Genomic DNA, 12297 nt, shown 5'->3' with positions numbered 1-12297 from the left:
TGTTTAGAAATAGTTAAAATAGTTAAATGTCTTTTGTAGTTAAGTATAGTTAGTTGAAATATAGTTGAATTTTGTATGGCTATTTTTAATCAATAATAATTAATTATTAGTTTAATTAATTATTCTAAAATTTAAAATATCTTAAATTTATTAATTTTTTTATTATTAATAAAATGGAGATTAAATTATGTCCTATGTTGATGAAGTAATTGACTTAATTGTTAAAGAAAACCCTGATGAACCTGAGTTTCATCAAGCTGTAAAAGAAGTATTAGAATCTTTAAGAGTCGTAATCGAAGAAAACGAAGAACAATACAGAAAAGATGCACTTTTAGAAAGATTAGTCAACCCAGAAAGACAAATCAAATTCAGAGTCCCTTGGGTAGACGACAACGGTCAAGTACAAGTGAACACCGGTTACAGAGTACAATTCAACAGTGCAATTGGACCTTACAAAGGAGGTCTCCGTTTCCACCCATCCGTAAATGTTGGTATCATTAAATTCTTAGGATTTGAACAAATCTTCAAAAACTCCTTAACTGGCCTTCCAATTGGTGGAGGTAAAGGAGGATCCAACTTTGACCCTAAAGGAAAATCTGACAGAGAAGTTATGGCATTCTGTCAAAGCTTCATGACTGAACTCTGCAAATACATTGGTGCTGACACTGATGTTCCTGCTGGAGATATCGGTGTAGGTGGTAGAGAAATCGGTTACTTATTCGGTCAATACAAAAGACTCCAAGGTTTATACGAAGGAGTGCTCACTGGTAAAGGATTAACTTTTGGTGGATCTCTCGCAAGAACTGAAGCAACTGGATATGGTTTATTATACTTCACTAATGCAATGTTAAAAGCAAATGACATTGATATTGCAGGAAAAACCATTGCAGTATCTGGTGCAGGTAACGTAGCAATTTATGCAATTCAAAAAGCTCAACAATTAGGTGGTAAACCTGTAACCTGTTCCGATTCCACTGGTTGGATTTATGATCCAGAAGGAATCGATGTAGAATTATTAAAAGAAGTCAAAGAAGTAAGACGTGAAAGATTAACTGCATATGCTGAAGCAAGACCATCCGCTGAATACCACGAAGGTAAAGGTGTATGGACTGTAAAATGTGACATTGCTCTTCCATGTGCTACTCAAAACGAATTACAATTAGAAGATGCAAAAACTTTAGTTGCTAACGGAGTAACTGCAGTTGCTGAAGGTGCAAATATGCCTACCACTATTGAAGCAACCGAATACTTACAAGAAAACGGTGTTTTATTCGCACCGGGTAAAGCTTCCAATGCAGGTGGAGTAGCTACTTCTGCATTAGAAATGTCTCAAAACTCCCAAAGATTATCCTGGACCTTTGAAGAAGTTGATTCAAGACTCCAAACCATTATGGAAAACATCTTTGCTAATGTTGATGCAGCAGCTAAAGATTACGGATTTGAGAAAAACTATGTAGTTGGAGCTAACATTGCTGGATTCTTAAAAGTAGTTGACGCAATGAACGCTCAAGGAATCGTATAGATTTTCTATACTTCCTTATTCTCTTTTTTTTTAATAGTTTTAAACTATTGCTTTTTTTCTTTTTTTATATTAAATTTATTATCTATTTTTCATTATTTCATTTTTTAAATCTAAATTTCATTTTTTTAAAAATTTTTATATTTTATTAAAACCAATTTATATATATGTTAGAACTTAATGAATTATTGGATATTTTCAATGCTGGTGATGCATTGGTTATGGATGTGGAAGCTGCTGATGCATGCAATTATTACAGCATTGAAGCTCAAAAGATCACTTGTGAATTAAATTATAATTTTCATGATTTTGATGAAAGGAGGGAACTCTTCTCTAAGCTAATCGGTAAGGAACTTGATGATGAATTTAGGGTTTTCACTCCATTTTTCACAGATTTCGGAAAGAACATTCACTTGGGCGAGAATGTATTTATCAATGCAGGATGCAAGTTCCAGGATCAAGGTGGAATTTATATTGGGGATGATGTATTGATTGGCCATAATGTTGTTATGGCTACCTTAAATCATGATGAAAATCCGCAGAATAGGGCTAATCTAATTGCTGCTCCAATCAAGATTGGAAACAAGGTTTGGATAGGTTCAAATGCAACCATTTTGCCAGGAGTTACAATAGGTGATGGTGCAATCATTGCAGCTGGAGCAGTAGTGACAAAAGATGTTGAGGAATGTTCCATTGTTGCAGGAATCCCTGCTAAATTTATTAGAAAGGTTAAAACAGATGAATAATTGATTTCAATTATTTCTAAACCTTATTAAGTAGAATAATCTTTTTAATGATTTTGAATATAATAATATTATTTATAGATTACTTTTATTCACATTTCAATTAGGTGATTTTTTTGACTACATTTGAATCAATAGATGAAGCAAGAGAATTTTTCAATGGAGATAAATTTGCAGCAAAATTGGGGATTCAGTTAGATGAGCTTGGAGATGATTATTGCATTTGCAGTGTAGAGATCAAGGATGATTTCAGAAATGGTTTCGGTGCTGTAATGGGTGGAGCAATTTTCACTCTTGGAGATTTTGCATTTGCAGTCATGTCCAATCAACTGCATAAGTTGACAGTAGGCCTTCAGGTAAGCATAAACTATTTAAGCGGAGCAAAAGGAGAAAAGCTTATAGCAAAGGCTACAGTCTGTAAAGATGGAAGAACAACCTCTGTCATAAATGTTGACATTACTGATGATACAGGTAGGGAAATTGCCCAGTTTGTTGGAACTGGATATAAAATGTAAATTTCTTATTAAAAATAAATTATTAATTCAATGTATTTTCTTAAAATAAATTTTCAACTAAATGTAAATAATTTTTAATATGGACAATATATAATATCATAAGATTAATTGATTTTGGTGATAAAATGGCAAAAGATCAAAGAAGCAGTTTAAACCCATTCACTGGTAAAAGTCATTTTGATATAGTAAATGATGATAAGTTTCTAGAGGATTCCTATAGGCAATATTACGGTATGGTCCAACAGGCCCAAGTCTTGGACAATGCTCCTGAAGGCCAATTGGTTAGGGCTGTTGCTGTAAGATTGATTAAGGTAGTTGAAGCATATCTTACAAAAATTGGCAGAATGGACTATATTCAAGATTATTATGATTGGGATGTCCATTTATTGGCTGATAAAACCGTAAATGCATTCTGTATGCCTGGTGGAAAAATAGTTATGTTTTCAGGTATTCTTTCCATTGCAAATACCGAAGAAAGAATAGCTTTCATTTTAGGTCACGAAATGGCTCATGCATTGCTTGACCATTCAAGAACCCGTGCAAGTGTTGAAAGTGCTAAAAACACTGTTGCAACTGCTGGCTACTTTGGAAGTTTCATTTTAGATATCTTTGGTTTAGGTGCAATCGGAGACATTACAAGAGCATCAATCAATGCTGCAAACATCGGATCTGACTTTTTATTCGTAAAGCCATTTGGAAGAGACCAAGAATTGGAAGCAGACAGATTAGGTATGTTGATAATTCATTGGGCAGGATATGACATCAACCAAATTCCTGCATTTTGGGAAAACATGAGTCAAAGAGGAGGAAATAATTTCGAATTCTTCTCAACACACCCATCTGATGAAAAAAGGATTGCAAACATGAAGGCGTTAATCGCTGAAATCAACAGTGATAAGGATTTCACTAAAGGACCTGTTATTGGTGATGCTAAACCTACAGCAGAATACGGTAAAGCAAATCCTGCTACCCCTATTGCTTCAAAAGCTAATGTATGTCCGAAATGTGGAACTCAAATTGATCCTGGAGACAATTTCTGTACCAATTGCGGTCAAAAGATTCAATAACTTATGTTTTAATTTATTGAATTTAATTTAATTTTGAAAAGTTTTTTTAACTTTTCATCTTTTTTATATAGACTTTTTTTCTTTTTTTCATTGATTAAGTTATTATAACCTAATCAAACAATTCTTTAATCAAATATCTGCTTTTTTCTTCACTGTTCATATTTTGTATTTTATAGTAATTCAAGAATCCTTCTTGGATATCATATACGAAAAACATTTTTCCATTTAATATTCCAATGTCAATTCCTTTAAAGAAGACATATTTTAAGTAGAAATCAATCAATTCCCTTGCTTCAAATTCCCCTTCTAAGTTTGCAAACAAATCGGATACAAACATGTCGTGTGCTGTAAATGTGTCGAAGCGATAGTAATTTTGACAAGCTCTCTCAGCATTGTTCAGATTGACTTCTAAGATATTAAAGAGCTTTTCGAATAACTTGTCATTTATGTTGGAATATTGATTTTTTATCTCATCATCAATCTCCTCATCCTCAAGGAATCTCATTATTCCATCTTCTTTAATTCTTTTCTTATATTCAATTATCTCTTCATTGATGGTGTAATATGAATCCTTGATTTCCTCACAGCTTACATTGATTCCATTGACTTTCCTTTTTTCCTCATACTTCTTGTTTCTGTAATTCAATTGTCTTGGGCTGCTTTCCCTTGTAGATTTCCTGATTTTTATTGGAGGAATTACCTTTTTAAAAAAGTCTATTTTAAAGCTGTATTCTGTGTAATAATCATAGTTTCTGCCCATATATTCATTGTACTTTTCCTTATCTTCCAAGCAGTTGTTTAGCTTGATGATTTTTCCGACTATGATTCCAAATAGTATTCCTTCCTTGAATATTTCATCATATGCCTGTTTCACTTTTTCTTGAAGCTCATCATATTCATATCTGATTATGTCATTGGATTCAAGCAATATTTCAAGGTCAATGTTTACATCAATAAGATAATTGTGAATATTGTCTTCAACTCCCATATTCTTCAGGACAGGTTCTGTAATTTCCAAATGCTTTTCGTAAAGTTCATAAATTTCATTGATTAAATAGCTCATGCTTTCACCTTTTTTGATTCATAAATAGCTTTTATAAACACCCCCATCTGAATTCCTAAATTCCAATAATTCTATAAATTTTAAATTCCAATAATTCTATAATTTCTATAATTCCATAAATTCCATATTTGATCAAATGCTAACTTTAGTGTCATATTTCTTATAGATATAATCGCTGTGTTCCTTTTGAATATACATCATTGTTTCCGTTTCAGATAAGTTCCCTAATAGTTCATAAGGCATGATTTCCTTTTGAATATCTTCAATTACCAATCGCAGCCCTGTTCTGATTCCTATGTCCAAACCCATATCTATCATGTATTCAAAGTAGTCTTCGATTATCTTCTTGATTTTATATTTTCCTCTTTTCTCTTTGAAAAATCTGGATTTTATTAATGGTCTTAAACTTTCACTATCAATTCGAATCTTTTTATTGATTCTGAATTTGGCTTTCTTCCTGTCTATTTCAAATTCATCAAAAAACTCTTCAAAAAGAATTTTCTTTAATTCCTTATGGTTTTCATCAATGATTTTGGAGATGTATGCAACTGCAGATATTTCAACTTCAAGTTTACTTGGATTATCATTTACAGATACTTTGAGTCTTTCGATTCCATCTTCATCAACTTTTTCAAAATCGGATTTTGATTCGTCAAAAGGGGGATAATATTCATGGTATTCCTTTAGGTCTATATCAAAAATTTCACTTTTGCTTAGAGGAAATTCCAATATTTTCTTTATCATATGAGCCTTTCCAAAACCAATGCCCAATAATATTCCTTCCTTAATGATTTTCTCATAAAAATCATCAATAAGCTTAAAGGAATCCATTTCTTCATTTAAGAGATTTACACTATCTAAAATGACTATCAAATCGTTGTTTATATTGGGATACAGGAGGCACTTCACATCAATTCCAAAGTGCTTTGTCATAAGGATGATGTTGTCATTTTCCTGCTTTTTATACTCTTGAAAAATTTCGTCAATCATATATTTCACCTTAATAATGCTTAATATTCTTTATTTTTCTATTTATCTTCATAATATAAATTATTATCGTTTATAAAAATTTTTTAGAATATTATAACAAAATTAAAGCAATTTTACAACTTTATTTTAATATTGATTTCATTTCGTAATTTTTTGGTAAATTTTAAATTCAATAAAGTCTTTTTTATGATGTTTTTCTTGAAAAATAAGCTTTAAAAATAGTTCAATAAAAAAATTTTTTAAAAAGCAGTGTTTGAAAAATTTTTAAAATTTCCAATTCTTTATTTTTATAATTTTTATAAAATTTTAATAAATTTGCTATTATGGCATGGGTGATGTTGATAAGGTTTGATTTGTTTTTTAAAAAAAGTTTTAGATATAAAATAATGAAATGTATGATTAATTAAATTGATATTCTAAATAATAACTATTTGAAATATTGATCATATTTTTATTTAAACTAATAGAATTTATTTTGTGATTTTTTGCTTTTGTGATATCATGTTTTTTCATATAATGTTTGTAAGAATCAACAACTTCTCAACATAATTTAATTTTTATCCTCTCATCTGGTCTTGAGGTTCTTTTTCTTGAACTGTAATTGAAAATGAGGAATAGCTATTTTTATCAATCACTGGTGAGATTCCTCTGAATATGCATTCAAAGTCTCCAGTTCCTGCAATATTGAACTGAATGTCTTCTCCCAAGTTAAATTCCTCAAAGTAGTTCATAGTTTTAGTTGAATCTTCTACAGGAACGATGATATTTATTATCATTGATTGCTCTTTTTCATATATTTTCACGCCATTTAAATTGATGGATAATTCCTTTACTCTTGGGCGTTTGATGTTTCCATACTGTTTTTTGAATATTACATAATTGTTTTCTTCCATAATATCACATCTTGATAGTTATTTATATAAATTTTGTTTTATATATAGTTATAAAGAATTAAAATAATTTAAAGAATTTGTGATAAAATGAACGATAATATAAAAAATTCTCAAGGAGTAGACTCCATTTTGGGAGATCCAAAGAAGGCATTATGGAAAATGTCCATTCCACTTATAATCTCATTGTTTATCACAAGTCTTTATAGCGTAATCGATGCCATTTGGGTATCTGGCTTAGGTGCTGATGCCTTGGCAGGTGTTGGTTTTGTAAGCCCTATTTTCATCGCCCTTATGGGAATCGGTAATGGTTTAGGTGCAGGTTCTGCTTCTGCCTTATCAAAGTATATCGGTGAGGAAAATAGGCAGAAGGCAAATAACGGTGCAATTCACACTATTTTTATTACAGTAATCATTTCAGTGATTGCAACAATCCTGTTACTTGTTTTCCTAAAGGACATTCTGCTTGGAATGGGTGCTGGAAACACAATTGGCTATGCAATGGATTATGGGGTAATCCTATCCTTAGGTTCAATCCTTGTTATCTTATCAAATGCATTATATGGTGTCCTTAGGGGAGAAGGTGATGCAAGCAGGACAATGTATGCTATGCTCTTTTCTTCAATTTTAAATATGATTTTGGATCCTATTTTCATTTATGGATTGAATTTAGGAGTAAGAGGGGCAGCTATAGCAACATTGATTTCCCTATTGCTTGTAAATGTCATTTTGTTCTATTGGTTCTACATTAAGAGGAACACTTACTTGAAACCATTCTTATCAAATTATAAGTTTAATAAGGAAATTACAATAGATATCTTGAAAGTGGGCTTGCCTGCAAGTTTGGAACTTATAAACAATGCATTGTTTGCTGCATTATTCTCTCTTTTGCTTGTTGTTGTAGCATCAACTGATGCTGTTGCAGTATATTCAACTGGCTGGAGAGTTGTGACAATTGCAACCACCCCTATCATTGCAATAGCTACAGCATTGATATCAGTTGTAGGTGCAAATTATGGTGCTAAAAAGTATGATGAGATTTTGGTTGCTCACAGATATTCGATGAAAATAGCTATTCTATTTGGTTTTATAGCGGCTATAGTCGTTTATCTATTTGCTCCTCAGATAGTTTCAGTTTTTGCATACACAGGCACAAGTACAAGATTGACTCCACAGCTAATTGCATTCCTATCAGTGATAGTCATTTATTTCCCAACAATGGGTTATGGATGCACATCAACATTCGTTTTCCAAGGAACTGGAAATGGAATTACTGCAATGTTCCAGACAATCTTAAGGGAAACTGTTTTCACTCTTGCATTTGCTATACTTTTAGCTATTGTATTGGGCTATGGAGAATATGGTGCTTGGTGGGGAATAATCCTTGGAGAGATTGTTGTAAATACAATAACAATGGTCTGGGCAGATTTGCATATTAAAAGATTGATTAAATCCAATAATGAGTAATTCTGGAAGATCATATCTTCACAAAATATTTTATTTTTTTCAATGTTTCATCAATGCTCTCCTTGAAAGGAACATATCTCTCTTTAATGTCTGGAGAAACATACTTGTCAAGTTCATCTTCAGGAACCAAATAATAATTTCCATTATGCTTTACTGTTAATTCTGTATGGCTTCTGTTGAATCTCACAAGATTGACATTGTCATATGATTTCACCAAATCATCAAATGGGAAACGAATAATTATTGGTGTGTTAAACCCTATTCCAAATTCCAAAAGGAGCAATTTTCCATTAAGTGCCTTTTGTCTAAAATCAATGTAATTCTTGTTCTGTTCATGCCATTCATCACCCTCTACAAAGAAGCTATCTTTTCTTAAGTTCAAGTCCATTTCCTCTCCGCAAACTGGACATTTTGGGACAAGTTCAGATGGTATTTTCAAGTTTTCATCAGTCTTTTCCATCATTTCCAAGATTAATTCCTTATCATCATAAGTTTATTGTGGCATGCTTTTGAGCATTGGATTTTGCTGTATGTTCCCTGTGTTCTAAAGAACTTCTCCTTATCAAATCCGGATTTCAGGAATTGATCATCAGTATTTGTTGTGATTACAAAATAATCCTTATCTTTCACGATGTTGAAGAGTTTTTTATAAAGATCTGTTCCTTCCATTCCAATGTTATTTACATAAACATGCTTTGCAAAATATGCCCATCTTTCCTCTGGGCTTTTGAATGGATAGAACATTGAAGTTTACATGTCTTGGAATCCATACTTTTCAATAAATTCTGGGAAATTGTCTGTAAATCTTTTTCCTGCATATTCTACTCCTGCAGCAGTTGATAATCCTGCTCCAGCCCCTATCAATATGTAATCTGCATCATCAATCAATTCTTTTAATTTTTCCACTCTTTTATTGTAGTCATCCATGATATTGTCTCCTATTTTAGGTTTTTCCTATAGATTTCTGTAGCTTCATCTGAAAATGTATTGAAGATTATCCTTTCAAGGCTTGTTTTTGGATTATTTTTTAAATAGTTCCTTACAGTTTCAATAGCTAATTTGGATGCTTGGTCTTTTGGGAAGTTGAAGACTCCAGTGGATATTGAACAAAAAGCTATTGATTTTAAGCCATATTCATCTGCAAGCTCTAAACAGGATTCATAACAGCTTTCAAGCTCTTTAATTTCCTTTTCATTAGGGTCCTGTCCGTGGGCAATTGCAGGTCCTACAGTATGAATGACATATTTTGAAGGCAGATTATAAGCAGATGTGATTTTTGCCTTTCCATTCGGCTCTTCATGGCCTTGTTCTTGCATGATTTTATAGCAATCCATTCTTAACTGGAATCCTGCAGCTGAATGAATCTGATTGTCAATGCAGTTGTGCAGTGGAATGAAGCAACCTAACATTTGTCCATTTGCAGCATTTACAATTGCATCCACCTTAAGGCAAGTTATGTCTCCTTGCCACAATGCTATTTTTGAGTCTATTTCCTCCTGATTTTGACTAATCTGATTTATGTCCATACATGAAACCAAATCTTTATTGCTTGTTTCTTCACTGAGAATCTTGTCTTGAATCTCATAGAATTCATCACTTAATTGAACTGGAGTTTGTGTATTCATCAATGCTCTAAGCAATTTTCTTTTCTCTTCATAGTCGTTAGGAATTTCCATATCATTATCTATTCTTTCATTGGTGGAAATCAATTCATTTATAAGAAAATCTATTTCAATGTTTTTATCAAATTCTTTCATCTTTAACCTCCTGATTCATCTTTCTTTCTATATTATTATTGTTCGCATATATTTAAATCTTTTTTGTAACTGGGAAGTAACTTGATTTTTTATAGAAATACTTAATTAAATTAATAATCCTTATTCTTCCTTTAAATAGTAAAATCTTTATATTTCATTGCATAAATCTAGAATTAATCATGTAAATAAATTATGCTAATTAATTTAAGGGTTGTTTTAAAATGGAATTCAATATTGTAAAGGAATTAAATGGTCAATTTGATCCTATTGTCTTAATCAAAGCTGATGAAAAGCCAGATGATGCTTTGGCTCCTAAGGCAGGTAGAGGCGGCTGTGTAATGTCTTTAGTTGCACAAGCCATAGCAAAAAGGAAAGTCACTGCTTTTGGTCGTGAAAACATTACCTGTGGAGGAGTGTCTGCAGGTTTCGGTTGGGGAACCGGATTCAAGACTGATGAAGATAGAGCGTTTCAAGCTACTTTCTTATCTTTAGGTACAGAGTCTGCAAAGGATAAGGATGCATTTCTACATAGGTTAAGCTTCATGCCTGAACGCACTCAAGAAATGTTCAAGAAAGGAGAGAGAATCTATTCAGACTTTGACACAGCATACGAGCATATTAAGAATAGGCCTTTCTATGATGAAGGGGAATATATTATCTTTAAGCCAATAGAACTTCTTGAAGAAGGGGAAATTCCAGATTCAGTAGTCTTCACATTAAACACTATGGAATTATCTGCAGTTCTTCAATTGAATGGATCATTTAGGTCAAATAGCGCATATGTAATGACTCCTCAGGCATCTGCATGTCAAGCTATTGGTGCATTCACTTTTGAGCAAAATGATAGTGATGATCCTGTTCCTGTTTTAAGTCCACTTGACTTTGCTGCAAGAGCCCATATGAGAAGATTGGTTCCAGATGAATACATGAACTTGTCCATGCCATGGAAATTGTTCTTGAAATTAGAGGAACTTAGTAAAAAGAGTGTTTTCCAAACTCATTTCTGGGATGATTTTGGAAATAAATAATTCGTAAATTATAAAACTAAATTATTTTTCAATAAAAAAAATAAGGAAGTAAGTTAATTATCTTAATTGACTTACTTTAATTAATGATTCGATTGGGACTCCATCTACTTCTTCGAGTCCTGATTTATCAATTAAAACAGTTACTACGATTGGATTTCCACCATGGTCTTTAACTACCTTAATTACATCAGTAATTGTGTCACCACTGGTAGTTACGTCATCAACAATAACTATTCTTTTGCCTTCTACAGTACCAAAGTTGCTGCTTATAGCTCCTTCATCGCTGTTAGCCGGATTGGTTCTGTGTTTTTTAGGGTGGAAAATAGATATGCATGTTGTGGTTCCAGTCAATTCTTCAATTACATCAGCCATCATGGTTGCAAATGGAACTCCACTGGTTGCAATTCCTACAACAAGGTCTATTTCACCATGTTTCAATGCAATGTCACTTAAAGCTGCTGCAACATATCTGAGTCTGGAAGCACTTCCGCCTAAACTGTTCCAGTTGATTGCAATGTCAACAGGTGCTTCAGTTTGTGCAGGCTCTTCTTTTCTCTGTAAAGTTAACCATTGTGCAGTATCCATTGATACATTAAGCTCATCAGCTATTTCACCAGTTGTAAATCCATGGTTTCTAAGTTCTTGAGCTCTGTTAATAAGATCTTGGTTCATTTTTTTACCTCATTAATCATAAATTTTATTAAAATTTTTTGGTAGATATTTTAGGAATCTTTGAGTTATTTGGTTTTTATTAATATAATTGGGAATAAAATTTTAAAATTAAAAAATTAAATTCTATCTGAAATTGATTGGACTGTGTTCTTTAGAGGACTTGTTTGCTGCAAGGACCATCTTAAGAGCCTTAAGCCCATCTTCACCAGTGATTTCCGGTTCTTCATCAGCTTCAATTTTACATAGGAATGAATTCAATTCTTCACTTAATGGCTCTACTGGCTTGATTTGAATGTCTTGAGCAAATTTACCGTAAACTTCAATGCTTTGGTCAATGTAGTCAATGGTGATTATTCCATCAGTACCGGTAATTTCGATTTGTCTACGTTTGTATGGAGTTAACCAGTTCACTTCTAAAATACCAGTAATGTCTTCATCAAAGCTTATCATGATTTCTGCATGGTCTTCAAAGTCAGATTGGTCTAAAATACTGCTCATTGTAGCATAAACTTGTTTTACAGGTGCTTCAATCAAGAAGTTCATTACATCTAAATCGTGAATTGCAAGGTCAATAGCTACTCCCACA

15 protein-coding genes are annotated in these 12297 nt (G+C 32.4%); 6 read left to right on the top strand and 9 right to left on the bottom strand.

Features of this window, described 5'->3' with window-relative positions:
• Window positions 1-187: 187 nt before the first annotated feature.
• The 4 genes from gdhA (at window position 188) to ACJMLB_RS08015 (ending at window position 3844) form a co-directional block, all read left to right on the top strand.
• On the top strand, window positions 188-1522 hold the full coding sequence (gene gdhA, locus ACJMLB_RS08030; protein ID WP_405325165.1) for an NADP-specific glutamate dehydrogenase: 1335 nt from the start codon (window positions 188-190) through the stop codon (window positions 1520-1522).
• Window positions 1523-1686: 164 nt separating this feature from the next.
• Window positions 1687-2265 (top strand): sugar O-acetyltransferase, encoded by a 579-nt coding sequence (locus ACJMLB_RS08025; RefSeq protein ID WP_405325162.1) that lies wholly within the window; start codon window positions 1687-1689, stop codon window positions 2263-2265.
• 113 nt (window positions 2266-2378) lie between these two features.
• The gene (locus ACJMLB_RS08020; RefSeq protein ID WP_405325160.1) at window positions 2379-2777 is read left to right on the top strand and encodes a PaaI family thioesterase; all 399 of its coding nucleotides are present in this window, start codon (window positions 2379-2381) and stop codon (window positions 2775-2777) included.
• A 125-nt stretch (window positions 2778-2902) separates the two neighbouring features.
• Window positions 2903-3844: a M48 family metalloprotease gene (locus ACJMLB_RS08015; protein WP_405325157.1), complete on the top strand. Its 942-nt coding sequence runs from the start codon at window positions 2903-2905 to the stop codon at window positions 3842-3844.
• 109 nt (window positions 3845-3953) lie between these two features.
• On the opposite strand, the gene ACJMLB_RS08010 is transcribed toward ACJMLB_RS08015, so the two are convergent.
• The 3 genes from ACJMLB_RS08010 to ACJMLB_RS08000 all read right to left on the bottom strand — a co-directional run bounded on the left by ACJMLB_RS08010 (window position 3954) and on the right by ACJMLB_RS08000 (window position 6790).
• Complete coding sequence (locus tag ACJMLB_RS08010) at window positions 3954-4907, bottom strand: hypothetical protein (RefSeq protein WP_405325154.1); 954 nt, start codon at window positions 4905-4907, stop codon at window positions 3954-3956.
• A 132-nt stretch (window positions 4908-5039) separates the two neighbouring features.
• A complete protein-coding gene (locus ACJMLB_RS08005) occupies window positions 5040-5897 on the bottom strand; it encodes a hypothetical protein (RefSeq protein ID WP_405325151.1) in 858 nt (285 codons plus the stop codon).
• 557 nt (window positions 5898-6454) lie between these two features.
• The gene (locus ACJMLB_RS08000; protein WP_405325148.1) at window positions 6455-6790 is read right to left on the bottom strand and encodes a hypothetical protein; all 336 of its coding nucleotides are present in this window, start codon (window positions 6788-6790) and stop codon (window positions 6455-6457) included.
• 87 nt (window positions 6791-6877) lie between these two features.
• Between ACJMLB_RS08000 and ACJMLB_RS07995 the strand changes: the two genes are divergently transcribed.
• Entirely contained in the window at window positions 6878-8254 is a 1377-nt protein-coding gene (locus ACJMLB_RS07995; protein WP_405325146.1) for an MATE family efflux transporter, read from the top strand.
• 10 nt (window positions 8255-8264) lie between these two features.
• Here ACJMLB_RS07995 and ACJMLB_RS07990 read toward each other — a convergent pair whose 3' ends face one another.
• Genes ACJMLB_RS07990 through ACJMLB_RS07975 form a run of 4 tightly spaced genes read right to left on the bottom strand, consistent with a single transcriptional unit; the run spans window position 8265 to window position 10011 of the window.
• On the bottom strand, window positions 8265-8723 hold the full coding sequence (locus ACJMLB_RS07990) for a hypothetical protein (RefSeq protein WP_405325143.1): 459 nt from the start codon (window positions 8721-8723) through the stop codon (window positions 8265-8267).
• 2 nt (window positions 8724-8725) lie between these two features.
• Entirely contained in the window at window positions 8726-8998 is a 273-nt protein-coding gene (locus tag ACJMLB_RS07985) for a hypothetical protein (RefSeq protein ID WP_405325141.1), read from the bottom strand.
• 6 nt (window positions 8999-9004) lie between these two features.
• The gene (locus ACJMLB_RS07980) at window positions 9005-9181 is read right to left on the bottom strand and encodes a hypothetical protein (RefSeq protein WP_405325138.1); all 177 of its coding nucleotides are present in this window, start codon (window positions 9179-9181) and stop codon (window positions 9005-9007) included.
• A gap of 11 nt (window positions 9182-9192) precedes the next feature.
• Window positions 9193-10011: a protein-ADP-ribose hydrolase gene (locus ACJMLB_RS07975; RefSeq protein ID WP_405325136.1), complete on the bottom strand. Its 819-nt coding sequence runs from the start codon at window positions 10009-10011 to the stop codon at window positions 9193-9195.
• A 221-nt stretch (window positions 10012-10232) separates the two neighbouring features.
• Between ACJMLB_RS07975 and ACJMLB_RS07970 the strand changes: the two genes are divergently transcribed.
• Window positions 10233-11039, top strand: a complete 807-nt coding sequence (locus ACJMLB_RS07970) for a DUF169 domain-containing protein (RefSeq protein WP_405325133.1) — start codon at window positions 10233-10235, stop codon at window positions 11037-11039.
• 57 nt (window positions 11040-11096) lie between these two features.
• Here the strand turns inward: ACJMLB_RS07970 and ACJMLB_RS07965 are convergent, their stop codons facing one another.
• Together ACJMLB_RS07965 and ACJMLB_RS07960 are read right to left on the bottom strand one after the other, a co-directional pair.
• Window positions 11097-11711 carry an orotate phosphoribosyltransferase-like protein gene (locus tag ACJMLB_RS07965; protein ID WP_292787476.1) on the bottom strand — a complete coding sequence of 205 codons (615 nt, stop codon included), beginning with the start codon at window positions 11709-11711 and terminating at the stop codon, window positions 11097-11099.
• 123 nt (window positions 11712-11834) lie between these two features.
• Window positions 11835-12297, bottom strand: a 463-nt coding sequence (locus ACJMLB_RS07960; RefSeq protein WP_405325130.1) for a Gfo/Idh/MocA family oxidoreductase, incomplete at its 5' end; no start/stop codon positions are given.

It is taken from the genome of Methanobrevibacter sp. (assembly GCF_045114555.1).
Taxonomy (GTDB): Archaea; Methanobacteriota; Methanobacteria; order Methanobacteriales; family Methanobacteriaceae; genus Methanobrevibacter.
Note: the sequence above shows the minus strand (reverse complement) of the source record. Positions and strands in the feature narration are given on the sequence as shown.